General features: G+C 67.2%; 21 protein-coding genes. 8 read left to right on the top strand and 13 right to left on the bottom strand.

The genetic code is table 11. The features are described 5' to 3' along the window. The first annotated feature begins 10 nt into the window (after positions 1-10). Complete coding sequence (locus LHP98_RS06585) at positions 11-2,992, top strand: DNA translocase FtsK (RefSeq protein WP_227251731.1); 2,982 nt, start codon at positions 11-13, stop codon at positions 2,990-2,992. A gap of 9 nt (positions 2,993-3,001) precedes the next feature. Here LHP98_RS06585 and LHP98_RS06590 read toward each other — a convergent pair whose 3' ends face one another. From LHP98_RS06590 to LHP98_RS06635, 10 genes are read right to left on the bottom strand one after another with little or no spacing between them, the layout of a single operon-like run. Then, the gene (locus LHP98_RS06590) at positions 3,002-3,685 is read right to left on the bottom strand and encodes an HAD-IA family hydrolase (protein WP_227251732.1); all 684 of its coding nucleotides are present in this window, start codon (positions 3,683-3,685) and stop codon (positions 3,002-3,004) included. Then, positions 3,676-4,332 carry a phosphoglycolate phosphatase gene (locus LHP98_RS06595; RefSeq protein WP_227251733.1) on the bottom strand — a complete coding sequence of 219 codons (657 nt, stop codon included), beginning with the start codon at positions 4,330-4,332 and terminating at the stop codon, positions 3,676-3,678. Before LHP98_RS06595 ends, LHP98_RS06590 begins: the two co-directional genes overlap by 10 nt. Next, on the bottom strand, positions 4,329-4,868 hold the full coding sequence (locus LHP98_RS06600) for a thioredoxin family protein (RefSeq protein WP_227251734.1): 540 nt from the start codon (positions 4,866-4,868) through the stop codon (positions 4,329-4,331). Before LHP98_RS06600 ends, LHP98_RS06595 begins: the two co-directional genes overlap by 4 nt. After that, positions 4,868-5,557, bottom strand: a complete 690-nt coding sequence (gene rpe / locus LHP98_RS06605; protein WP_227251735.1) for a ribulose-phosphate 3-epimerase — start codon at positions 5,555-5,557, stop codon at positions 4,868-4,870. The genes LHP98_RS06600 and rpe overlap by 1 nt, the downstream gene beginning before the upstream one ends. Before the next feature lie 57 nt (positions 5,558-5,614). Continuing rightward, positions 5,615-6,994, bottom strand: coding sequence for a ribulose-bisphosphate carboxylase (locus LHP98_RS06610; protein ID WP_227251736.1), 1,380 nt, complete (start codon positions 6,992-6,994; stop codon positions 5,615-5,617). Between the two features lie 11 nt (positions 6,995-7,005). Further along, entirely contained in the window at positions 7,006-8,064 is a 1,059-nt protein-coding gene (gene fba / locus LHP98_RS06615; RefSeq protein WP_227251737.1) for a class II fructose-bisphosphate aldolase, read from the bottom strand. A 13-nt stretch (positions 8,065-8,077) separates the two neighbouring features. Beyond that, positions 8,078-9,079 (bottom strand): type I glyceraldehyde-3-phosphate dehydrogenase, encoded by a 1,002-nt coding sequence (gene gap / locus LHP98_RS06620; protein ID WP_227251738.1) that lies wholly within the window; start codon positions 9,077-9,079, stop codon positions 8,078-8,080. A 1-nt stretch (position 9,080) separates the two neighbouring features. Further along, positions 9,081-11,057, bottom strand: coding sequence for a transketolase (gene tkt, locus LHP98_RS06625; protein WP_227251739.1), 1,977 nt, complete (start codon positions 11,055-11,057; stop codon positions 9,081-9,083). 18 nt (positions 11,058-11,075) lie between these two features. After that, positions 11,076-11,948 (bottom strand): phosphoribulokinase, encoded by an 873-nt coding sequence (locus LHP98_RS06630; protein WP_227251740.1) that lies wholly within the window; start codon positions 11,946-11,948, stop codon positions 11,076-11,078. Positions 11,949-11,954: 6 nt separating this feature from the next. Beyond that, a complete protein-coding gene (locus tag LHP98_RS06635) occupies positions 11,955-12,959 on the bottom strand; it encodes a class 1 fructose-bisphosphatase (RefSeq protein WP_413687528.1) in 1,005 nt (334 codons plus the stop codon). A gap of 93 nt (positions 12,960-13,052) precedes the next feature. On the opposite strand from LHP98_RS06635, the gene LHP98_RS06640 reads away from it, so the two are divergent. The 3 genes from LHP98_RS06640 to LHP98_RS06650 all read left to right on the top strand — a co-directional run bounded on the left by LHP98_RS06640 (position 13,053) and on the right by LHP98_RS06650 (position 15,842). Continuing rightward, complete coding sequence (locus tag LHP98_RS06640; protein ID WP_227251742.1) at positions 13,053-14,003, top strand: LysR family transcriptional regulator; 951 nt, start codon at positions 13,053-13,055, stop codon at positions 14,001-14,003. 2 nt (positions 14,004-14,005) lie between these two features. Beyond that, positions 14,006-14,635 (top strand): ribonuclease HII, encoded by a 630-nt coding sequence (locus LHP98_RS06645; RefSeq protein WP_227251743.1) that lies wholly within the window; start codon positions 14,006-14,008, stop codon positions 14,633-14,635. 88 nt (positions 14,636-14,723) lie between these two features. Continuing rightward, a complete protein-coding gene (locus LHP98_RS06650; RefSeq protein WP_227251744.1) occupies positions 14,724-15,842 on the top strand; it encodes a site-specific DNA-methyltransferase in 1,119 nt (372 codons plus the stop codon). A gap of 102 nt (positions 15,843-15,944) precedes the next feature. On the opposite strand, the gene LHP98_RS06655 is transcribed toward LHP98_RS06650, so the two are convergent. Both LHP98_RS06655 and LHP98_RS06660 read right to left on the bottom strand, forming a co-directional pair. Beyond that, positions 15,945-17,093 carry an alkane 1-monooxygenase gene (locus LHP98_RS06655; RefSeq protein WP_227251745.1) on the bottom strand — a complete coding sequence of 383 codons (1,149 nt, stop codon included), beginning with the start codon at positions 17,091-17,093 and terminating at the stop codon, positions 15,945-15,947. Between the two features lie 46 nt (positions 17,094-17,139). After that, complete coding sequence (locus LHP98_RS06660) at positions 17,140-18,192, bottom strand: A/G-specific adenine glycosylase (protein ID WP_227251746.1); 1,053 nt, start codon at positions 18,190-18,192, stop codon at positions 17,140-17,142. A gap of 80 nt (positions 18,193-18,272) precedes the next feature. On the opposite strand from LHP98_RS06660, the gene LHP98_RS06665 reads away from it, so the two are divergent. Genes LHP98_RS06665 through LHP98_RS06675 form a run of 3 tightly spaced genes read left to right on the top strand, consistent with a single transcriptional unit; the run spans position 18,273 to position 20,610 of the window. Then, positions 18,273-18,803, top strand: coding sequence for a DUF721 domain-containing protein (locus tag LHP98_RS06665; protein ID WP_227251747.1), 531 nt, complete (start codon positions 18,273-18,275; stop codon positions 18,801-18,803). Between the two features lie 10 nt (positions 18,804-18,813). Then, a complete protein-coding gene (locus tag LHP98_RS06670) occupies positions 18,814-19,455 on the top strand; it encodes a DsbA family protein (RefSeq protein ID WP_227251748.1) in 642 nt (213 codons plus the stop codon). Between the two features lie 3 nt (positions 19,456-19,458). After that, the gene (locus LHP98_RS06675; RefSeq protein WP_227251749.1) at positions 19,459-20,610 is read left to right on the top strand and encodes a CaiB/BaiF CoA transferase family protein; all 1,152 of its coding nucleotides are present in this window, start codon (positions 19,459-19,461) and stop codon (positions 20,608-20,610) included. 10 nt (positions 20,611-20,620) lie between these two features. On the opposite strand, the gene pip is transcribed toward LHP98_RS06675, so the two are convergent. Next, positions 20,621-21,589, bottom strand: a complete 969-nt coding sequence (gene pip / locus LHP98_RS06680; RefSeq protein ID WP_227251750.1) for a prolyl aminopeptidase — start codon at positions 21,587-21,589, stop codon at positions 20,621-20,623. Positions 21,590-21,630: 41 nt separating this feature from the next. Here pip and ubiG point away from each other — a divergent pair, with 41 nt between their 5' ends. Next, positions 21,631-22,410, top strand: coding sequence for a bifunctional 2-polyprenyl-6-hydroxyphenol methylase/3-demethylubiquinol 3-O-methyltransferase UbiG (gene ubiG, locus LHP98_RS06685; protein WP_227251751.1), 780 nt, complete (start codon positions 21,631-21,633; stop codon positions 22,408-22,410). Positions 22,411-22,575: the final 165 nt, after the last annotated feature.

Here is a 22,575-nt window from a genome sequence, read left to right on the forward strand (position 1 = left end):
GCAGGGCAGCATGGCATCCTATCAGGCACGGCAGCGTGATCCGCTTCTGGACCAGACCACCCAGGCAATGCTGGAACGCCGGGGGCGGGAACTTTTCGGCGTCGTGCTGATCTTCCTGGCGTTGGCCTTCACGGCCACGCTGGGCACCTATTCGCCGGAAGACCCGGGCTGGATGGTCGCCACCGAAGAGCCGGCCCGCAACATGCTGGGCCGCTTCGGCGCCGCAGGCGCCTCGACGCTGGTGATCCTGATCGGCCGCGGCGCCTGGGCGATTCCGCTGGTCCTGCTGGCCTGGGGGGTGCGGTTCCTGATCCATCGCGGCGGCGAGAGAGCGCTGGCCCGGGTGGTTTTTGCCGTGATTGCCGTCGCCGTGGCGGCAACCTATGCCGCCACGCTGGCCACGCCTGCCGGATGGCCGCATGCCTTCGGACTGGGCGGGCTGTTCGGCGAAACGGTTGCCGGGGCGCTGGTCGGGGTCATCCCCGGCCCGATCGGCCTTGCGCTGAAACTGGTGTCGCTGCTGAGCTTTCTCGCCCTGGTCGCCATGATGCTGTATGTCACCGGCTTTGACCGCGCCGAACTGCGCGGCATCGCCCGCGCGATGCTGGTCGGCTCTGTCACCGCCTATGCCGGAGCCGCCACGCTGGCCGGTCGCGGCGCTTCGGGCGCCCTGGGCACCGCCCGCGACCTGGCCGAGCGCCGCCGCGCCCGGGCCGCCGCGACCGGTTTTTCCGCGGCCGACCCGCTGGCCTCGTCTGCCGCCGCCGCGCGCGCCGGGCTGGTTCGCCGCGCGCCGCCGCAGGGGATCTCGGACAGCCTTGCGCCCGAGCCGCTTGCGGCCGCGCCGGCCTGGAACGCGCCCTCGACACTGCGTGCCGAGCCGCGCCGCTTCGATGCGCCCATCGACCTGCCGAAAGAGAAGCTGGGGTTCCTTGCCCGGATGCGCCGCGTGGTGGACCCGGAGCCGGAGCTGGTGGAACCCGCCCTTTCCGCGGCGGCCTTTGCCGCCGACCTGCCGCAGGAAGACCGCATCCGCGCCCGCATCTCGGACGTGATCCGCGCCCGCAGCGGATTGGCCCCGGCCGCTGCCGCAGCGACCACCGGCCTGACCGCTGTCCAGGCCGCCGTCGCCGCCCGCCGGGCCGAGCCGCCGGTGTTGCGCCAGAAATCCGCCTATCCCGGCCCGGCCCTGCTGACGACGGACCTTTACCCCGACGCCTTGCCGCCCGAACCGCCGGTCACCGCCACCCCGCGGGCGATTCCGCCCGTTCCGGCCTTTGACGCCAGCCCCGAGTTGGACGACGACTGGCAAGCCGAAGACGAGGCGGACATCGACCTTGACCCGGTGCCCTTCGTGTCGTCCCGCCCGATGCCGCTTTCCACCGACCGCCGCCCGCTGGTGCAGGCGCCCGCAAGACCCGTGCAGCCCTCGGCCCGCGCGCTGGCCGAGGCGCAGCCCCGGCTGCGCTTTGAAGAGCCTCAGCCCGTCTATGAGCTTCCGCCGCTGTCACTGCTGGCCAGCGCGGTCACCATCGCTCGCAGCCAGTTGTCGGACGAATCACTGGAGGAAAACGCCCGCATGCTGGAAAGCGTGCTGGACGATTACGGCGTCAAGGGCGAGATCGTCAGCGTCCGCCCCGGCCCCGTCGTCACCATGTACGAGTTGGAACCGGCGCCGGGCCTGAAGGCCAGCCGCGTGATCGGCCTGGCCGACGACATCGCCCGCAGCATGTCGGCACTGTCGGCGCGCGTCTCCACTGTGCCGGGCCGCAGCGTGATCGGCATCGAACTGCCGAATGCGCACCGCGAGAAGGTGTTCCTGAAGGAAATCCTCTCGGCCCGCGAGTTTGGCGATACCAACATGCGGCTGCCGCTGGCCCTGGGCAAGGACATCGGCGGTGGGCCGGTCATCGCCAACCTGTCGAAGATGCCCCACCTGCTGATCGCCGGCACCACCGGATCGGGCAAGTCGGTGGCCATCAACACGATGATCCTGAGCCTGCTTTACAAGCTGACGCCCGAGGAGTGCCGGCTGATCATGATCGACCCGAAGATGCTGGAACTGTCGGTCTATGACGGCATCCCGCATCTGCTGTCCCCCGTCGTCACAGACCCGAAGAAGGCGGTGGTCGCCCTGAAATGGGTGGTGGGCGAGATGGAGGAACGCTATCGCAAGATGTCCAAGATGGGGGTGCGCAACATCGAGGGCTACAACGGCCGCGTCCGCGAGGCGCTGGCCAAGGGCGAGATGTTCAAGCGCACCATCCAGACCGGGTTTGACGACGAAACCGGCGATCCGGTGTTCGAGACCGAGGAATTCGCCCCCGTCGCCATTCCCTACATCGTGGTGATCGTGGACGAAATGGCCGACCTGATGATGGTCGCCGGCAAGGAAATCGAGGCCTGCATCCAGCGCCTTGCCCAGATGGCGCGGGCCAGCGGCATTCACCTGATCATGGCGACGCAACGCCCGTCGGTGGACGTGATCACCGGCACCATCAAGGCCAACTTCCCCACCCGGATTTCCTTCCAGGTCACCTCCAAGATCGACAGCCGCACCATCCTGGGCGAACAGGGCGCCGAGCAGCTGCTGGGCCAGGGCGACATGCTGTACATGGGCAACGGCGCGCGGATCACCCGCATCCACGGACCCTTCGTTTCCGACGAAGAGGTCGAGGAAATCGTCAACCACCTCAAGAGCTTCGGCCCGCCGGCCTATATGTCGGGCGTGGTCGAGGGCCCCGAGGACGACGTGGCCTCGGACATTGACATGGTGCTGGGCCTGGGCGGCGACGGCAGCGACGACGCGCTGTATGATCAGGCGGTGGCGATCGTGGCCAAGGACCGCAAATGCAGCACCAGCTACATTCAGCGCAAGCTGGGCATCGGCTACAACAAGGCCGCAAGGCTGGTCGAGCAGATGGAGGACCAGGGCGTCGTCACCCCGGCGAACCACGTCGGCAAGCGCGAGATCCTGATCCCCGAGGCGTAGGGCCCGGGGTCAGGCCAGCGCCAGGGCGTCCACCAGCCGGAAGCAGCCCAGGTCGGGCAGAACCCGGTGGGCGGCGGCGAAGTCTTCCCCTGCCGAATAGACCGAGGGCGTAGCGACCACCTTCAGCCCTGCGCCCTTGGCGGAGTGCAGGCCGTTCCAGGTGTCCTCGAAGGCCAGCGCCTGCGCGGCGGGCAGGGCCAGGTGTTCCAGCGCGAACAGATAGATGTCGGGCGCCGGCTTCTTGGCCTTGACCACATCGCCCGCCGCGATCACGTCGAAGACCTGCCCGGCAGGCTTGCCCCAGAGACAGGCCGCCAGCGCCTCGACATTGCCGGGCGAGGTGGTGGTGGCGATTGCCAACAGCAGGCCCGCCGCCCGCGCCTCTTCGATCAGGCGCAGCACGCCCGGGCGGGCCTGCAACCCGCCGCGGGCGAGGATGTCACCATAGGCCGCGGTCTTTTCCTTGTGCATCGCGGCGATGGTGGCGTCGTCGGGGCCATGCCCGACCGCCGCCCGGTGGGCCGCCATGCGTTCCTTGCCGCCGGTCACCTTCAAGAGCCTTGCATAGTCCTGCTGGTTCCAGTGCCAGTCCAGCCCATGCGCCGCGAAGGTGGCGTTGAAGGCCTGACGGTGGGCCTCTTCCGTTTCGGCCAGGGTGCCGTCGACGTCGAAGATCAGCGCCTTCAGGGCCATGTCCAATGCTCCACCAGCCCCGGCAGGGCCTTGAAATCGCTGAAGCTGGCCGCGTGGGGCAGGGCATCCAGCGGGGTCTTGCGATAGCCCTCGGTATAGATCAGGAACGGCAGGCCGGCGTTCACCGCCGTCTCGGCGTCGATCTCGCTGTCGCCGACATACAGCGCGCGGTCGTGGCCCAGCAGGCGTTGCGCCTCATGCACCATTTCCGGCGCGGGCTTGCGGGTGGGCAGGCTGTCGCCGCCGATCACCACGGGAAACAGCCGGTCAAGGCCGACATGGGCAATCGCGGCCAGCGCGGGGCGGTAGGGCTTGTTCGTCGTGATCGCCAGCGCACAGCCCATGGCGGCCAGCGCCTCCAGTGCCTGCACCACACCGGGATAGAGGGTATTGCCCTCGACCTCGGTCTCGTAGCGGGTGATCAGGTCGTCATGCAGCGGCTGGAACAGCGGACCGTCCGGGTTCTCGCCCACGCTTTGCAGCAGGCATCGCACCAGATGCGGCGCGCCCTTGCCGACATAGCCGCGCACCTCGTCCAGGCTTAGCGCCGGGTAGCCGCGCGCCGTCAGGACGGCATTGGAAACCGAGTGGATAGCCGGCGCGGAATCGATCAGCGTGCCGTCCAGATCGAAGATCAGCGCCGTCATTCGGCCTTCCACTTGATCGAGCAGCCCATGGCGGCCACCTGGTCCCGCGGGCCTTGCCCTGTGGTGGCGATCTGCACCATGGCATCGAACAGTTCCCGACGGGCGTCGGGGGCGGCCTGCTTGCCGCTGGAATCCAGCCGGCCGCGGTATTGCAGCTCGCCAGCCGCGTTGAAGCCGAAGAAATCCGGCGTGCAGGCGGCGCCCCAGGCGCGGGCGACCTGCTGCGTTTCGTCATGCAGATAGGGGAAGGGCAGGGTGAGGGTCTTCATCCCCTCGAAGCTGTCTTCCGGGTAGGCCGCGGCGTCGTTCGAGTTGATCGCCGCCACGCCGATGCCATGCGCCCGCAACTCGATGGCGTCGCGGATCAGCCGGTCAAGGATCGCCTTCACATAGGGGCAATGGTTGCACATGAAGACGATGAGGGTGCCTTTCGGCCCCGCCACGTCCTCAAGCCGCCACAGCTTGCCGTCGGTGCCGGGAAGCTGGAACCCCGGCGCCTTCCAGCCGAAATCGCAGACCGGTGCCGCGACGGCCATCAGGCGGCCTTGGCGGCAGAGACCGCATCGCGGATGGCGCGCATGTTGGTGCCGTAAACCTCGGGGGTCGAAACGGAGCCGCCCTTGAACACCGCCGAGCCGGCGACCAGCACGTCAGCCCCTGCCGCCACCATCAGCGGCGCGGTGGTGGGATCCATCCCGCCGTCAATCTCGATATGCACCGGCCGGTCACCGATCATGGACCGCAGCTTGCGGACCTTGGCGGTCATGTCGATGTATTTCTGCCCGCCGAAGCCGGGGTTCACCGTCATCACGCAGATCAGGTCGACCATGTCCAGAAGGTGCTCGACCGCCTCGGCCGGGGTGCCCGGATTGATGGCGACGCCCGCCTTCATGCCGGCGGCGCGGATCGCCTGCATGGTGCGGTGGGCGTGCGGCCCGGCCTCGACATGCGCGGTCAGGATGTCGGCGCCGGCCTTGGCATAGGCGTCGATGTAGGGGTCCACCGGGGAAATCATCAGGTGGACGTCCATCACCGTCTTGACGTGCTTGCGGAAGGCCGCAACGGCGGGCGGTCCGAAGGTCAGGTTCGGCACGAAATGGCCGTCCATCACGTCGACATGCACCCAGTCGGCGCCCTGATCCTCGATCGCGCGGATCTCGCGGCCGAAATCGGCGAAGTCGGCGGAAAGGATCGACGGGGCGATCTTGAGGCTGCGGTCGAACATGGCCTGTCTCCTTCGGATTCGGTCCCGGGCGCGTTTAGCACGCGCCCGGGGGATGCGTCACGCGGCGACCATCAGCTTTTCGCGCCAGCCGGGATAGATCTTGTCGGCATCGCCCGGGAAGCTTTCGAACGCCCGCGCGAATTCGCGGTGGTCCTTGGCGAATTCCACCGGGTCGGCGCCGGCCTTCCAGCACTGTTCGGCCTGCCGCAGCGAGGTGGCCCCGGCAACCGCGCCGTCGATGTGGCCGAAGGCCCCGCCGCCGGCCGTCATGATCAGGTTGGAATGGCCCAGGTTCTTGAAGAACCCCGGCATCCGCAGCGCGTTCATCCCGCCCGAGATGATCGGCGTGGTCGGAGCCATGCCGTTCCATTCCTGGCGGAAGTAGGGGCCGGTCGCGACGTCATCGGTGATCATGAAGGCCATCAGCTTGTCCGACGCCTCGCCCTCCATCTTGCCGAAGCTCATGGTGCCGGTGTGGATGCCGCTGGCGCCCTGCAGGCGGGCCATCTTCGACAGCACGAAGGCGGTGTAGCCGCGCATCGACTGGGGCGAGGTCACGGCGCCGTGGCCGGCACGGTGATAGTGCAGGTACTGGCTGGGGAAGCGGCGGCGGGCGGTGGTGATCGCCGCCGGGCCGGTGACGTAGCCATCGACCAGGAAGGCGACGTGGCGGGCGTTCTCGCCAAAGACCTCAAGGATGTATTCGCCACGGGCGACCATTTCCCACGGGTCGTCCGCGGTGATGTTGAACGAGAACAGCTTGGCCTTGCCGGTGGTGTCCTGGGCGCGGCACATCGCGTCGCGCACCAGTTTCACCGTCTCGCGCATCGGTGCGAAGATCTGGTTGCCCTGCGGTTCGTCGTTCTTGATGAAGTCGCCGCCCAGCCAGAAGTCATAGCAGGCATCGGCAAAGGGCTTGGGCCGCAGGCCCAGCTTCGGCTTGATGATGGTGCCGACGATGAAGCCGCCATCCACCGCCGGCCGCCCCAGCACGCGCCACAGGTCGCTGATCGTGGTCGACGGGCCGTCGAAGGCGTTCAGATAGACCGGGGGCAGCCAGAAGTCGTGCATCTTGGCATATTCGACATCGCCCATGCCCTGGTTGTTGCCGATGGTCAGCGTCAGGAACGAGCAGATCATCGCCCGGCCGTCGGTGATGTTGTGGTCGAACAGTTCCACCGGGTAGGCGATCTTCATCAGGCCCGAGGCTTCGTCGATCTCATAGACCAGCGCGTCCACCCCGCGGGTGAAATCGTCGGTGGTCGAAACCTCGACATTGGTGCCGGTGCTGCTTTCCGCGGCAAAGTGCGCGGCGGTTTCCAGAAAGCCGTAGCCGGCCTTCGGCTTCATGATGTAGGCGACAAGCACATGGCGGCCGCCGGCCATCAGGTCGGCTTCCTTCAGGTCAAGCCTGGCGTAACGGTTCGACTGGTCCATCTCTTTTCCTCTCACACGGCCTTGAGGGCGCCGCTGGCGTAACGCTTGGCCATCTCGTCCATCGAGATGACCTTGATCTTGCTGGCATTTCCGGCCGTGCCGAAAGCCTCGAGCCGCAGCTTGCACAGGTCGCGCATGGCGTCCATCGCAGGCTTGAGGAACTTGCGCGGGTCGAACTCGGCCTTGTTCTGGGTGGCGATCTTGCGGAACTGGCCGGTCATCGCCATCCGGCAATCGGTGTCGATGTTGACCTTGCGCACGCCCATCTTGATGCCGCGGACGATTTCCTCGACCGGGACGCCAAAGGTCTGGGGCATCTCGCCGCCGTATTCGTTGATGATGTCCTGCAGATCCTGCGGCACGGAAGAAGAGCCGTGCATCACCAGGTGGGTGTTCGGCAGCTTCTTGTGGATCGCCTCGATCACGCTCATCGCCAGGATGTCGCCGGTCGGCTTGCGGCTGAACTTGTAGGCGCCGTGCGAGGTGCCGCAGGCGATGGCCAGCGCGTCGACTTGCGTCTTCCTGACGAAGTCCACGGCCTGATCCGGGTCGGTCAGAAGCTGGCTGTGGTCCAGCACGCCTTCGGCACCGTGGCCGTCCTCGGCCTCGCCATGGCCGGTTTCCAGCGACCCCAGCACGCCCAGTTCGCCCTCGACCGAGGCGCCGACCCAATGCGCCATGCGGCTGACGCGCTCGGTGATCGCGACGTTGTAGTCGTAGCTGGCCGGGGTCTTGGCATCGGCCTCAAGGCTGCCGTCCATCATGACCGATGTGAAACCGTGCTTGATGGCCGACATGCAGGTGGCTTCGCTGTTGCCGTGGTCCTGGTGCATGCAAAGCGGGATCGACGGATAGATCTGCGCCAGCGCCTCGATCATCTTGGCCAGCATGATGTCGTTGGCATAGCTGCGGGCGCCGCGGCTGGCCTGGATGATGACCGGCGCGTCGGTGGCCTTTGCGGCCTCCATGATCGCCAGACCCTGTTCCATGTTGTTGATGTTGAAGGCGGGGACGCCGTAGCCGTGTTCGGCCGCGTGGTCCAGAAGTTGTCTCAGGGTAATCAGTGCCATTTCGCGGCCTTTCTCAGATCAGTTTGCCCATCGCGACGGCGGTATCCGCCATGCGGTTCGAGAAGCCCCATTCGTTGTCGTACCAGGACAGGACCGAGCAGAAGGTGCCGTCCATGACCTTGGTCTGGTCCATGTGGAAGACCGACGAATGCGGGTCATGGTTGAAATCCGAACTGACGTTCGGCAACGTGGTATAGCCCAGGATGCCCTTCAGCGGGCCATCGGCCGCGGCCTTGATGGCGGCGTTGATTTCCGCGACCGATGTGGCGCGCTTGGCGATGAACTTCAGGTCCACGACGCTGACGTTCGGCGTGGGAACGCGGATGGCGAAGCCGTCAAGCTTGCCCTTGAGGTCGGGCAGCACCAGGCCCACGGCCTTGGCGGCGCCGGTGCTGGTGGGGATCATGCTCAGCGCCGCGGCGCGGGCGCGGTACAGGTCCTTGTGCATGGTATCCAGCGTCGGCTGGTCGCCGGTATAGGAGTGGATGGTGGTCATCATCCCCTTCTCGATGCCGATCGCGTCATGGATGGCCTTGGCCATCGGCGACAGGCAGTTGGTCGTGCAGCTTGCGTTCGACACCACCAGGTCATCCTTGGTCAGGGTGCCGTGGTTCACGCCATAGACGATGGTCTTGTCCGCGCCTTCGCCCGGCGCGCTGATCAGAACGCGTTTCGAGCCGTTCTTCAGGTGCAGCGCGGCCTTGTCGCGGGCGGTGAAGATGCCGGTGCATTCCATCGCAATGTCGACATTGGCCCAAGGCAGGTCTTCCGGGTTGCGGATCGCGGTGACCTTGATCTTGCCGCGGCCGGCGTCGATCCAGTCTTCGCCCGTGGTCACGGTGCCGGGGAACCGGCCATGCACAGAATCGAAGCGCAAGAGGTGGGCGTTGGTCTCGACCGGGCCCAGGTCGTTGATCGCCACGACCTCAATGTCGGTGCGGCCCGATTCGATGATCGCGCGCAGAACGTTGCGGCCGATCCGGCCAAAGCCGTTGATGGCTACCTTAACAGTCATCTCATTTTCCCGTCAGTTTGCGGGCCGCTTCCGCAGCGGCCTCTTTGGTGATGCCGAAATGCGCGTACAGCGCCGGGGCGGGCGCCGAGGCGCCAAAGCCCGTCATGCCGATGAAGGCGTCGCCCTCACGCAGCACCGCGTCCCAGCCCTGCCGGATTGCCGCCTCGATGCCGACGCGGGGGGCGGTGCCCAGAACGGCCGTTCGGTAATCGGCCGGCTGAGCGGCGAACAGTTCGAACGACGGCGCGGACACCACCGCAGCGGCAATGCCCTCGGCCGCCAGAATGTCGGCCGCGGCCAGCGCGATCTCGATTTCCGAGCCGGTAGCGATCAGCGTCACGTCGCGCTTGGCCACCTCGCGCAGGACATAGGCGCCCTTCGCGGTCAGGTTCTCGCCGGCATCGGTGCGCACCAGCGGCAGGTTCTGCCGGCTGAGCGCCAGAAGCGTGGGCGTGCAGGTCGAGTTCAGCGCAATCTCCCAGGCCTCGGCGGTTTCCACCGCGTCGGCGGGGCGCAGGACGGTCAGGTTCGGGATGGCGCGCAGGCTGGCGATGGTCTCGACCGGCTGGTGGGTCGGGCCGTCTTCGCCCAGGCCGATGCTGTCATGCGTCATGACATAGGTCACCGGCACGCCCATCAGCGCGGCCAGGCGGATCGACGGGCGGCAGTAGTCGGCAAAGACCAGGAAGGTGCCGCCATAGGTGCGGAACCCGCCGTGCAGGGCGATGCCGTTCATCGCCGCCGCCATGCCGTGTTCGCGGATGCCGTAGTGGATGTAAGCACCGCCGAAATCGCCCGGCTTCACCGGCCGCTGCGACTTGGCCTTGGTCAGGTTCGACCCGGTCAGGTCGGCCGAGCCGCCGACGACAAACGGGAGCGCACCCGCCACCACTTCCAAAGCCATCTCGCTGGCCTTGCGGGTGGCAACCTTCGGCTTGTCGGCCAGAAGCTTGGCCTTGTGCGCGGCCATCGCTGGGGCCAGCGGGGCCGGGTCGGCGGCCTGCGCGGCCTCGAACGCCGCCTTGTCGGGCGAGGCGGCCAGCGTTTTCAGCCAGTCAGCCCGTGCAACGGCGCCGCGGGCCGAGACCTTGGCCCAGGCGGCACGGATGCTGTCAGGCACCACGAAGGGCGCATCGGTCCAGCCCAGGTTTGCCCGGGCCGCGGCGATCTCGTCGGCCCCAAGGGGCGCGCCGTGAACGTCATGGCTGCCCTGCTTGTTCGGCGCGCCAAAGCCGATGATCGACCGGCAGGCAATCAGGCTGGGCCGCGGGTCGGCCTTGGCCGCCGCGATGGCCGTGGCAACGCTTTCCGGTTCATGCGCATCGCATTCGCCCACGTGCCAGCCATAGGCCGCAAAGCGCGCCTTCTGGTCGGTCGAGGTGGAAAGCGCGGTATCGCCGTCGATGGTGATCTTGTTGTCGTCCCACAGCACGATCAGCCGGCCCAGGCCCAGGTGGCCGGCCAGGTCGCCCGCCTCGTGGCTGATGCCCTCCATCAGGCAGCCGTCGCCGGCGATGACATAGGTCCAGTGGTCCACCAGGCCCGGGAAACGGGCCGCCGCCATGCGTTCCGCCAGGGCCAGGCCGACGGCGGTGGCGATGCCCTGGCCCAGCGGGCCGGTCGTCACCTCGATGCCCTGGGCATGGCCGTATTCCGGGTGGCCCGCGGTGCGCGCGCCCATCTGCCGGAAGCTGCTCAATTGCTCCATCGGCATGTCGGCATAGCCGAGCAGATGGTTCAGCGCATAGATCAGCATCGAGCCGTGACCGGCCGACAGCACGAAGCGGTCACGGTCGGGCCAGCGGTGATCTGCCGGGTCCAGGGTGATGAAGCGGTTGAACAGAACCGTCGCCACATCGGCCATGCCCATCGGCATGCCGGGGTGGCCCGAGTTCGCCTTTTGCACCGCGTCCATCGCCAGGGCGCGGATCGCATTGGCCATGTCTTTTTCAGACACCGGTTTGGTGGGGGCGTTCATAAGGGTCTCTCCCAGAGGTCAGGCGCGCTTGGCTTCGCGGACGAGGCGTTCGATCAGGGGCGTCAGGATCAGCTGCATTGCCAGATCCTGCTTGTTGCCCGGGATCACGATGGAATTCGCCCGGGTCATCCAGGACCCGGCGATCATCGACACCAGGTAGGGGAAGTCAATGCCGCGAGGGTTCTTGAAGCGGATCACGATCAGGCTTTCGTCCGGCGTCGGAATCCAGCGCGCGACGAAGGGGTTCGAGGTATCCACCACCGGCACCCGCTGGAAGTTGATGTCGGTCTGGGTGAACTGCGGGGTGATGCAATGCACATAGGCGTGCATCCGGCGCAGGATGGTGTCGGTCACGGCCTCGGTCGAATAGCCGCGGGTGGCGCGGTCGCGATGGATCTTCTGGATCCACTCCAGGTTGATGACCGGCACCACGCCGATCTTCAGGTCGGCCAGTTTGACCAGATTCACCGTGTCGTTGACGACACTGCCGTGCAGGCCTTCGTAGAACAACAGGTCCGAGCCGTCGTCGAACGGCGCCCAGTCGGTGAAATGGCCCGGCGCGACGCCGGTCTTCGCCGCCTCGGCCTCATCGTGGACATAGGTCCGCGTGCGGCCCTTGCCGGTCTCGCCGTATTCGCGGAAGACGCGCTCCAGCTCGCCCAGCTCGTTCGCCTCATAGCTGAAGTGCGAGAAGGTGGTCTCGCCCGAGGCCGCGCGGCGGGTCAGTTCGGCCTTCATGTCGGCGCGGTTGTACTTGTGGAAGGCGTCGCCTTCGATGGTGACCGCCTTGATGCCCTCGCGGCGGAAGATCTGGTCGAAGGTGTGCTTGACCGTGCTGGTGCCCGCGCCGGACGATCCGGTGACGGAAATGATGGGGTGTTTCTTGCTCATGGTCTCTCAGCTCCGGAACAGGCCGCGCCGCCCGAACAGGGCCGACTCGATTTCAGGCATGTCGTGGTAGGCGGCAATCCGGGCCACTTTGGCCTTGGTGCCGAATATGAAGGGCGTGCGCTGGTGCAACGTCTGGCAGCGCATCGACAGGATCGGGTCGGTGCCGTCCGTCGCCCCGCCGCCGGCCTGGGCGCAGAGGAAGGCGATGGGCGCGCATTCGTACAAGAGCCGCAGGCGGCCGCGCTCATACCCCTTGCGGTCGTCGGCCGGGTACAGGAACACCCCGCCGCGGGCAAAGATGCGGTGCGCTTCGGCGACCAGGCTGGCGATCCAGCGCATGTTGAAGTTCTTGCCGCGCGGCCCGTCGACGCCGGCCACGCAGTCATCGACGTAGGCGCGGATCGGCTTGGGCCAGTGCCGGTAGTTCGAGGCGTTCACCGCGAACTCGTTCGATTCGGCCGGGATCGACACCTGTGGTTCGACCAGGACAAAGACGCCCAGATCAAGGTCAAGCGCATAGCGCTGCACGCCCTGGCCCAGAGTGACCACCAGCGCCGTCTGCGGGCCGTAGATCACGTAGCCCGCGCCGACCTGTTCGGTCATCGGGCGCAGGAAGCTGGCGTCGGCGGTGGCCTCGGCCGGGAAGATCGAGAAGATGGTGCCGATCGACACGTTGGTGTCGATGTTCGACGATCCGTCCAGCGGGTCGATGGCCAGTGCCCAGTCGCCGGTCTCGGCCAGGGTCACGACGTGATCCTGCTCCTCGCTGGCGTAGTAGCGCACGCCGCCCTTGCGGACCGCCGCGGCGAAATGTTCGTCCGCCCAGACGTCCAGCGCCTTTTGCGAATCGCCGCCGGCGTTGGTGGCGTCGGCCTCGGCGCCAAGCTTGTGCTCGATGCCGTTGCGGGCAATCAGCCGGGCAAGGCCGATGGACGCCTCGGCGATGCTTTGCATCAGCGGGCGCATGTTTTCTGGAATAAGCTGGTCGGGTAGTGCTGGACGGGTTGACATATCTATCCCCGATGACTGTCTAGCGTGACTTACATACTTGCTTTGAGGTGAAACGGAATTTAAATCGCCTATGTCCTGATTAAAGGAAATCTAATGAACCCTGCCGATCTGGTTTCGCTCCGCCAGTTGCGCGCCCTGGCTTCTGTCGTTCGCACCGGGTCAATGACCGCCGCGGGGCGCGAACTGGGGCTGACCACCCCCGCCGTTCACAGCCAGATCCGGACGCTGGAAGAGGCGCTGGGCCTGCCGCTGATTCATCGGCACGGCGATGCGTCGGGGACCGGCCCCACGCTGGCCGGGCAAGTCATGCTGACGGCCGCCGCGCGCATGGATGCCGCGCTTCAGCAGGCGGTACAGCAGGTGCTGGCGTTCCGCGACGGCCGGGCCGGTCGGGTGACCCTGGGCGTGGTCTCGACCGCCAAGTACTTTGCCCCGCGCCTGGTCAAGATCCTGCGCACCCTGCACCCCGAGATCGAGGTCGTCCTGCAGGTCGGCAACCGCGAGGAAATCCTGGCCGACATGGAACGGATGCATTTTGATCTGGCGATCATGGGCCGCCCGCCGCGGACGCCGCCGAACGAGGCCTGGCCCATCGGCCCGCATCCGCACGGGCTGATCGCGCCGCCGGACCATCAGTTGGCCGGGATCAACGGCCTGGGCGCCGGGGATTTCGCCGGCGAGACCTTTATCGCGCGCGAGCGCGGGTCGGGCACCCGCATCCTTATGATGCGCTACATCGAACGGCTGGTCGAAGGCGCGCCGCACGCGGTGGTCGAGATGGGGTCGAACGAGACGATCAAGCAGGCGGTGATGGCGGGCCTGGGGATTTCGTTCCTGTCGCTGCACACGGTGGCCGACGAGTTGCGCAACGGCAGTCTGGTCACGCTGTCGGCCCCCGGCCTGCCGGTGGAGCGGCACTGGTTTCTGGTGCGCCGGCTGGACCAGCCCGTCCTGCCCGCGGCGAAGTTGCTGGAAAAGACCATCCTGGGATTGGACGGGTCTTACCTGCCGCTGCTGCCGCCAGCGGCGATCCGGCCATCGTGACCATGCGGCCGGTTGCCGACTTCGGCGCGGAAGCCGATTGCCTTGCCGCCGGGGCCGCCTACGTCGTCGGCGTTGACGAGGTGGGCCGCGGCCCTCTGGCCGGCCCGGTCACCGCCGCCGCCGTCCGGCTGGACCCGGCCTGCATTCCCGAAGGCCTGGCCGACAGCAAGACCCTGCCCGCGCGCGCGAGGGAAACGCTTGCGGCCTGGCTGCACGAGAACGCGGCGGTCTCGATCGCCCATGCCTCGGTCGAGGAGATCGACGCCCTCAACATCCTGCGTGCCAGCCACCTGGCCATGCAGCGGGCCGTCGCCGCGCTGCCCGCCGATTTCGCCCTGATCGACGGCAACCTGATCCCGCGCGGCCTGACCTGCCCCGCGACGGCCCTGGTCAAGGGCGACGCGCGCTGCCTGTCGATCGCCGCCGCCTCGATCGTGGCCAAGGTGGCGCGCGACCGGATCATGGTGGATTTGGCGCAACAGCACCCCCAGTACGGCTGGGAAAGGAACGCCGGCTACCCGACAAAGGCCCATCTCCGGGCGCTTCTAGATTTTGGGGTCACCCCTTGGCATAGGCGTTCGTTTGCCCCCGTCCACAACATCTTGTGCCAAGCGATTTCTCTAACCTCTTGATTCAAAAAAGAATTTGACGGCGAATCAGGTCTGACTCATGCTGTGGCCCAAGATCGGCACACCAAGATGCCGGGGGCAGAGGCAGAACATGACGATCCGAAAGACTGCGGCGGAGGTCACCCTTCCGCTGAACCATATCCTTGCGGGCGACTGTGTCGAAGTGATGGACAGCCTGCCCGCAGGCAGCATCGACCTGATCTTCGCCGACCCGCCCTACAACCTTCAGCTGAAGGGTGAGCTGCATCGCCCCGACATGAGCCGCGTCGACGCGGTCGATGACCACTGGGACCAGTTCTCGTCGTTCCAGGCCTATGACGACTTCACCCGGCGTTGGCTCAAGGCCGCCAAGCGCCTGCTGAAACCGCATGGCGCGATCTGGGTGATCGGCAGCTATCACAACGTGTTTCGCCTGGGCGCCGAGTTGCAGAACCAGGGCTTCTGGCTCTTGAACGATGTGGTCTGGCGCAAGTCGAACCCGATGCCGAACTTCAAGGGCAAGCGGCTGACCAATGCGCATGAGACGCTGATCTGGGCCAGCCGCGACCAGGCCGCGAAATACACCTTCAACTATGAGGCGCTGAAGGCCCTGAACGAGGGCATCCAGATGCGGTCCGACTGGGTGCTGCCGATCTGCACCGGGCACGAACGGCTGAAGGACGAAAACGGCGACAAGGCCCATCCGACGCAAAAGCCCGAGGCGTTGCTGCACCGCATCCTGCTGGCCACCACCAACCCCGGCGACGTGGTGCTGGACCCGTTCTTCGGCACCGGCACCACCGGCGCGGTGGCCAAGATGCTGGGCCGCGATTTCATCGGGATCGAGCGCGAAGTAGCCTACCGCCGCGCCGCCGCCGAACGCCTGGCCCGGGTGCGCAAGTTCGACGCCAGCGCGCTGGAAATCACCGGCTCGAAACGGTCGGAACCGCGGGTGCCTTTCGGCCAGGTGGTCGAACGCGGCATGCTGCGCCCGGGCGAGGAACTGGTCGGCCTGCGCGGCCATGTCGTCAAGGTGCGGGCCGATGGCACGCTGGCCGGCAAGGACATGACCGGCTCGATCCACCAGGTCGGCGCCGCCATGGAAGGCGCGCCCAGCTGCAACGGCTGGACCTACTGGCATTTCAAGCGCGACGGCAAGATGGTGCCGATCGACATCCTTCGACAGCAGATCCGGGCCGAGATGGAAGCAGAGGCCGCTCGCCCGAACTGACCCCGGCAACGGGGTCTTCCTTACGCCTGCACCCCGGACCGCCCGGGATGCACCTGCCCCGCCATGCGCGTCATGGCGGGGCCTTTTCGCCTTGGCACCCGTTCAGGGTGCCCCGTGGGGCAGCGGGTTCAGCGCCTTGTTGTAGCTGTGCCAGTCGGCGATGTCGGGGTAGAACTGCTTGCGCCAGGCCCGAACCCGCGGGTTCATCACCCGCCGCCACAAGGGCGGGATCATCGCCGCGAAGGTCATCACCGGATAGCCGAAGGGCAGTTGCGGCGCCTCGTCCGCGGGGTGGTTCTGCAACAGCGGGAACCGGCGGTCGGGCTTGTAGTGGTGGTCGGAATGGCGCTGCAGGTTGATCAAGAGCCAGTTCGTCGCCCGGTGCGCGGCGTTCCAGGAGTGCCGGGGCATCACATGTTCATACCGCCCCTCGCCGTTGTGCCGGCGGGTCAGCCCGTAATGCTCGACGTAGTTCGCCAGTTCCAACTGCCAGACCGCCACTCCGGCTTGCAGCAGGAACAGCCCCAGCCCGGCCCAGCCACCCAGCCAAAGGGCCAGCGCCAGCATCGCCAGTTGCAGCGCACCATAGCGCCAGAACGGGTTGGACCAGTGCCAGACCGGCAGGTTCCGCCGCGCCAGCATGGCCTTTTCCGCCGCCCAGGCCGACCGCGGACAATCGCGGAGCACCCGCGGATAGAACCGGTGAAAGCCCTCATTGTAGCGCGCCGTCACCGCATCACGCGGGGTGCCGACGTACAGGTGGTGCACCCGCAGGTGTTCGGTTCGGAAGTGGGAGTAGAGCACGCTGGCCAGCAACAGATCGCCCAGCCAGCGTTCGATCCGCGGGCTCTGGTGCATCAACTCATGCGCATAGGGCAGGCCGATGGTGCCGGTCATCACCCCCATGCCGAAGAACAGGCCGATCTTCCCGGCCAGCGTCAGATGCGCCGCCTGCGGCACATACCACAGCATGAAGCACAGCATGGTGAATTGCAGCGGGAACCAGGCCATGGTCAGCAGCCGATACAGGCGCAGCTGATCGTCGGTGGTGTCCAGGCTGGCATCGTCAAGGTTCAGCCCCAGCACCGCGTCCAGTGCGGGAAACAGGCACCAGCAATAGACCGGCAACGCCAGCACCCACAGGCCGCCCAGTCCTGCGCCCAGCAGGGCAATGGGAATGGTGCCGAACGACAGGAAATACGGCAGGGCACTGCGGGGTTCGGCGACGGTTTCGGGCGAAAGAGTGGTCATCGGCGGCCTCCTTGCCGGGCGCAGTCTACGCGCGCGGGACGCGACCTCAAACGGGCGGCAATGCCGCACGGGCCAAGTCAAAGGCCTTGCGCATGACGGTCGGCAGGCTGGCCGGGCTGAACTCGGGGGGCGGCACCGCTTCTCCGCGCCGCAAGGGCGGCTGGCCCGTGGCCACCTGCACCCGCAGGATCAGGTGGAAATGGGTGAAGGTGTGGCGCACCTCGCCCGCGTCCTGCCAGTCGGCATCGGCGGGGGCGGGGCCGCCGGGGCTGCCGTCCCAGCCATCGCCGGGCAGGCCCCACATGCCGCCCAGCAGGCCCCGGTCCGGCCGCCGTTCCAGCACCCAGCCCTCCGGCGTGTGCAAGGCCCAGACCGTGCCCTGCCGCACCGGCTTGGCGGCTTTCGGCGTCTTGCGCGGCAGGCTGGCCTGCAACCCTTCGGCGCGGGCGCGGCAGGTCTGCGACAAGGGGCAAATCCCGCAGGCCGGTGATTTCGGCGTGCAGATCGTGGCACCCAGGTCCATCATCGCCTGGGCATGGTCGCCAGGGCGGTCCTGTGGCGTCAGCGTTGCGGCCAGACGGACCAACTCCGGCTTGGCCTGCGGCAGCGGCGTTTCGACAAGAAACAGCCGCGCCACCACCCGCTCGACGTTGCCATCCACGACGGTGGCCGCTTCGTCATAGGCGATGGCTGCCACGGCGGCGGCGGTGTAGGGGCCGATGCCGGGCAGGGACAGCAGGCCGTCACGGCTGTCGGGGAACCCGCCAAGCGCGGCGATGGCGCGGGCGCATTTCAGCAGGTTGCGGGCGCGGGCGTAGTAGCCAAGGCCCGCCCATTCGGCCATCACGTCCGCATCCCGCGCGGCCGCCAGCGCGACCACGTCCGGCCAGCGGTCGGTGAACCGGCGAAAGTAGTCGCGCACCGCGGCCACGGTGGTCTGCTGCAGCATCACCTCGCTCAGCCAGACACGATAGGGATCGGGCCGCACCCCCGCCGCCCGCTCGGCCGGCCCCACCCGCCAGGGCATCACCCGGGCGTGGCGGTCATACCAGTGCAGCAGCAGGCCGCTCAGGTCAGGTGTCTGGGGCGCGTCACGCAATCTTTATGCTCCGGGCCTTGGGATTCGGTGGCAGGCCCAAGACGTTTCGCTAAGATAGCGACGAACAAGGCAAGGACCAGATGGCCCGCACCCCGGCCCCGAAACCGCCCAGCCCCGACCACCGCATGCGCGGGTTCGAGCCGGCCTTCGCGCTGATGCAGGGCCAGGTGCGCCGCGCCGGCGAGGCGCGGGGCTTTGCCGTCGCCCGCCTGGTGACCCACTGGCCCGAGGTGGTGGGCGCCGACCTGGCCCGCATCACCCGCCCGGTCAAGGTGGGGCACGGGCGCGAAGGCATGGGCGGCACGCTGACGCTGCTGGTGCAGGGCGCCGCGGCGCCGATGGTCGAGATGCAGAAGGAAGCGATCCGCGCCAAGGTGAACGCCGTCTACGGCTACAACGCGATTTCGCGCGTGTTGCTGACACAGACCTCTGCCAGCGGCTTTGCCGAAGGCCAGGCGCAGTTCGTGCCGGCCCCCACGACCCCACCCTTGCCCGACCCTGCGCTGGTCGCGGCTGCCTCGGCCAGCGCTGAAGGCGTCGGCGACCCGGACCTGCGTGCCGCCCTTGAACGGTTGGCGCAAAACATCTTAACTCGCCGGAAGGCTGAATGAGGACCATGCGATGACGACGATTCACCGACGGGCGCTGCTGGCGCTGGCCGCCGCCGCTGCCGGACTGCCGGCCTGGGCGCAAGAGACCACCACCGCGGACCCCGCCACCGGGTCGGCGGTCGTGCCGGACGTCAAGGATTTCTCGTTGGGCGATCCCGTCGCGCCGGTCAAGATCGTGGAATACGCCAGCTACACCTGCGGCCACTGCGCGCATTTCCACGAAACCGTCTTCAAGCCGCTCAAGGCCGCATACATCGACACCGGCAAGGTATACTTCACCTTGCGCGAGGTCTATTTCGACCGCTACGGCCTGTGGGCCGCGCTGGTGGCCCGCTGCGGCGGCGACCTGCGTTATTTCGGCATCAGCGACATGATCTTCAGCCAGCAGGCCGAATGGGCCGCCTCGCAAGACCCGAACGTGGTGATCGCCAGCCTGCGCACCTTTGGCATTGCGGCGGGGCTGACCAACGAACAGCTGGACGTCTGCTTGTCCGATGCGGCCATGGTGGACGCCATGGTCAAGCGGTTCGAGACCAACATGAAGGCCGACGGCATCGAAGGCACGCCGTCGTTGATGATCAACGGCGAAAAGCACCCGAACATGTCCTATGACGAGCTGAAGGCGATCCTCGATCCCTTGCTGGCGGGCTGATCCATGACCGCCCCGCTGGAAGGGATCCGCGTCATCGAACTGGCGCGGATCCTGGCCGGCCCCTGGGCCGGGCAGACCCTGGCCGACCTCGGCGCCGAGGTGATCAAGGTCGAGGCGCCCGAAGGCGACGACACCCGCCGCTGGGGGCCGCCCTTCATCGAGCGCCCGAACCCAGACGGCAGCACCGACCGGTCGGCCGCCTATTTCCACAGCTGCAACCGTGGCAAGAAGGGCATCACCTGCGATTTCCGCACGCCAGAGGGGCAAGAGGTTGTCCGCCGCCTGGTGGCGGATGCCGACGTGGTGATCGAAAACTTCAAGGTCGGCGGTCTGGCGAAATACGGGCTGGACTGGGAGTCCTTGCGCAAGGTGAACCCCCGGCTGATCTACTGTTCCATCACCGGCTTCGGCCAGGACGGGCCCTATGCGCACCGCGCGGGGTATGACTTCATCATCCAGGGCATGGCCGGGTTGATGAGCGTCACGGGTGAGGCGGAAGGCCAGCCGCAGAAGGTGGGTGTCGCGGTCACCGATGTCTTCACCGGCATCTACGCCGCCACGGCGATCCTGGCCGCGATCGTGCAACTCGGCCGCACCGGGCAGGGCCAGCACATCGACATGGCGCTGATGGATGTGGCCACCAGCATCATGGCCAACCAGGCGATGAACTACCTTGCCACCGGGGTTGCGCCGAAGAAGATGGGCAATGCCCATCCCAACCTGGCGCCCTATGCCGTGTTCGACTGCGCCGATGGCTGGGTGATCCTGGCCACCGGCAACGACAGCCAGTACCGCAAGCTGTGCGGCGTTCTGGGCCTGTCCGACATGGCCGAGGCGCCCGAATTCCTGACCAACGCCGACCGCATCGCCCACCGGGCCGGGATGACCGCGCGGATCACTGCAGCCACCAAGGGCTGGGCGATGGCCGACCTGCTGGCCGCCTGCGAAGCCGAGGGCGTGCCCGCCGGCCCGATCAATGACATGGCCGGCGTCTTCGCCGACCCGCAGGTGGTGGCGCGCGGCATGCAGATCACGGCCGACGGCGTGCCCGGCGTGCGCAGCCCGATGACGTTTTCGGGGGCCGACCTGGCGCTGGGCCGCGCCGCGCCGCGTTTGGGAGAGCATCAGGACGACGTGCTGGGCAAAGCCGGCTGAGGCAGCTGCCTCAGCCCCGCAGGCCGTCCATGGCGCGCACCAGCCCCTCGCTGATGCCGGGTTCCGACAAGGCGTGGCCGGCCATCGGCACCATGCGGATCTGGCAATGGTCCCAGCCCTCGGCCAGCTTCCAGGCCGAGACCGGCGGGCAGACCATATCGTACCGGCCCTGGATCACCGTGGCCGAGATGTGCTGGATGCGCTTGCGTTCGCGCAGGATCCAGCCGTCGCATTGCAGAAAGCCGCCGTTCTGGAAGTAGTGGTTCTCAAGCCGGGCAAAGGCGCGGGCGTATTCGGCCGGGCTTTCGCCGACATGGCCGTCATGGTGGATCGAGGCCAGCGCGTTTTCCCAATGCGCCCAGAGCCGGCCGAAACGGGTTTCCTCGATCAGGTTGCCCGAGAACAGCCGGCGGTGATAGGCGCGGATCAGGTCGCCGCGTTCGTCCGGCGCGATGGCGTTGACGAAGCGGTTCCAGATTTCCGGGAAGAAGGCCCCAGCACCGCCGCCATAGAACCAGTCCAGCTCTCTTCGCGTCATCAGGAAGATGCCGCGCAGCACCAGGTGGCGGACGCGGTCGGGGTGGGTCAGCGCGTAGATCAGCGCCAGGGTGGCGCCCCAGCTGCCGCCGAAGGCGATGAACCTCTCGATGCCGAACAGTTTGCGGATCTGTTCGATGTCGGCGACCAGGTGCCAGGTGGTGTTGTTCGCCACGCTGGCATGCGGGCGAGAGCGACCGCAGCCACGCTGGTCGAACAGGATCACCCGGTAGTGGTCCGGGTCGAAGTAGCGCCGCATCGCCGGGCTGCAGCCGCCGCCGGGGCCGCCATGGAACAGGATCACCGGTTCGCCTTGCGGGTGGCCGCATTGTTCGACATAGACGCGATGGCCGTCGCCGACGTCGATCATCCGCTGATCGAACGGGTCGATCGGCGGATAAAGCATGTCGTAAGCGCGTCTTTGGCCTGATCTGTGGTCCATCGCGTTCTATATAACGCCGCAGGCTGACGGAGTCGAAACCAATGTCTAAAGGCATGGCCAAGGAAGTGAAGACCGGGACGGCGCCGCAGGGCACCGTGGACGCCGCCGAAGTCGCCAAGTTCGAGGCGATGGCTGCCGAATGGTGGGATCCGAACGGCAAGTTCAAGCCGTTGCACGCCATGAACCCTTGCCGGCTGGACTATATCACCCGCCAGATCGCCGCCGAGTTCCGCCGCGACCTGACGACGCAGCGCCCGTTCGCCGGGCTGCGGCTGTTGGACATCGGCTGCGGCGGGGGATTGCTATCGGAACCGATGGCGCGGCTGGGGGCAACCGTCGTGGGCGCCGATGCCGCTGCGCGCAACATCCCCGTCGCGCAGGTCCATGCCGCGCAGTCCGGGCTGGAGATCGACTACCGCCACACCACCGCCGAAGACCTGGCCGCTGCGGGCGAGCGTTTCGACGTGGTGCTGAACATGGAGGTGGTCGAGCATGTCTCCGAGCCGCTGCGCTATCTGACCGCCTGCCATGACCTGCTGAAACCCGGCGGGCTGATGGTCTGCTCGACCCTGAACCGCAACACGAAGAGCTTTGCCATGGCCATCGTCGGGGCGGAATATGTCATGCGCTGGCTGCCCAAGGGCACGCACGACTGGAAGAAGTTCATCACCCCGGACGAATTGCACGACTTGATCCGCGGCGCCGGGCTGGACCCGGTGGACCGCAAGGGCATGGTGTTCAACCCGGTCAGCTGGCGTTGGAGTCTGTCGGACCGCGACCTGTCGGTGAACTACGTCACGGCCAGCGTGCGGCGGGACTGAACCGGCGATCACACGGCGGAGCGCCCGCGCGAGCGCGGTTGCGGGCCGTTTTTCTTGCCTGCGTCGCGCGCTTGCACGCGACAACCGGCCTGGGGGCGGTCCGGGCGTGAAATCGGCGTTAAAGCCAGGCGGCGGTGCAGGTTCCGCCTTCCCCTGCTGCCGGCA

This window comes from Rhodobacter sp. Har01, assembly GCF_020564565.1.
Classification (GTDB): domain Bacteria; phylum Pseudomonadota; class Alphaproteobacteria; order Rhodobacterales; family Rhodobacteraceae; genus Pseudogemmobacter.

Excerpts from the sequence above, each read along its gene's own strand:
- LHP98_RS06640 (WP_227251742.1), top strand. The coding sequence starts at position 13,053 with ATGAACCCTGCCGATCTGGTTTCGCTCCGCCAGTTGCGCGCCCTGGCT.
- LHP98_RS06630 (WP_227251740.1), bottom strand. The coding sequence starts at position 11,948 with ATGAGCAAGAAACACCCCATCATTTCCGTCACCGGATCGTCCGGCGCG.
- LHP98_RS06655 (WP_227251745.1), bottom strand. The coding sequence starts at position 17,093 with ATGACCACTCTTTCGCCCGAAACCGTCGCCGAACCCCGCAGTGCCCTG.
- rpe (WP_227251735.1), bottom strand. The coding sequence starts at position 5,557 with ATGTTCGACCGCAGCCTCAAGATCGCCCCGTCGATCCTTTCCGCCGAC.
- LHP98_RS06595 (WP_227251733.1), bottom strand. The coding sequence starts at position 4,332 with ATGACGGCGCTGATCTTCGATCTGGACGGCACGCTGATCGATTCCGCG.
- tkt (WP_227251739.1), bottom strand. The coding sequence starts at position 11,057 with ATGAACGCCCCCACCAAACCGGTGTCTGAAAAAGACATGGCCAATGCG.
- LHP98_RS06610 (WP_227251736.1), bottom strand. The coding sequence starts at position 6,994 with ATGGACCAGTCGAACCGTTACGCCAGGCTTGACCTGAAGGAAGCCGAC.
- LHP98_RS06585 (WP_227251731.1), top strand. The coding sequence starts at position 11 with ATGGCATCCTATCAGGCACGGCAGCGTGATCCGCTTCTGGACCAGACC.
- LHP98_RS06635 (WP_413687528.1), bottom strand. The coding sequence starts at position 12,959 with ATGTCAACCCGTCCAGCACTACCCGACCAGCTTATTCCAGAAAACATG.
- LHP98_RS06590 (WP_227251732.1), bottom strand. The coding sequence starts at position 3,685 with ATGGCCCTGAAGGCGCTGATCTTCGACGTCGACGGCACCCTGGCCGAA.
- LHP98_RS06670 (WP_227251748.1), top strand. The coding sequence starts at position 18,814 with ATGACGACGATTCACCGACGGGCGCTGCTGGCGCTGGCCGCCGCCGCT.
- pip (WP_227251750.1), bottom strand. The coding sequence starts at position 21,589 with ATGGACCACAGATCAGGCCAAAGACGCGCTTACGACATGCTTTATCCG.
- LHP98_RS06645 (WP_227251743.1), top strand. The coding sequence starts at position 14,006 with ATGCGGCCGGTTGCCGACTTCGGCGCGGAAGCCGATTGCCTTGCCGCC.
- LHP98_RS06600 (WP_227251734.1), bottom strand. The coding sequence starts at position 4,868 with ATGGCCGTCGCGGCACCGGTCTGCGATTTCGGCTGGAAGGCGCCGGGG.
- gap (WP_227251738.1), bottom strand. The coding sequence starts at position 9,079 with ATGACTGTTAAGGTAGCCATCAACGGCTTTGGCCGGATCGGCCGCAAC.
- ubiG (WP_227251751.1), top strand. The coding sequence starts at position 21,631 with ATGTCTAAAGGCATGGCCAAGGAAGTGAAGACCGGGACGGCGCCGCAG.
- LHP98_RS06675 (WP_227251749.1), top strand. The coding sequence starts at position 19,459 with ATGACCGCCCCGCTGGAAGGGATCCGCGTCATCGAACTGGCGCGGATC.
- fba (WP_227251737.1), bottom strand. The coding sequence starts at position 8,064 with ATGGCACTGATTACCCTGAGACAACTTCTGGACCACGCGGCCGAACAC.
- LHP98_RS06665 (WP_227251747.1), top strand. The coding sequence starts at position 18,273 with ATGGCCCGCACCCCGGCCCCGAAACCGCCCAGCCCCGACCACCGCATG.
- LHP98_RS06650 (WP_227251744.1), top strand. The coding sequence starts at position 14,724 with ATGACGATCCGAAAGACTGCGGCGGAGGTCACCCTTCCGCTGAACCAT.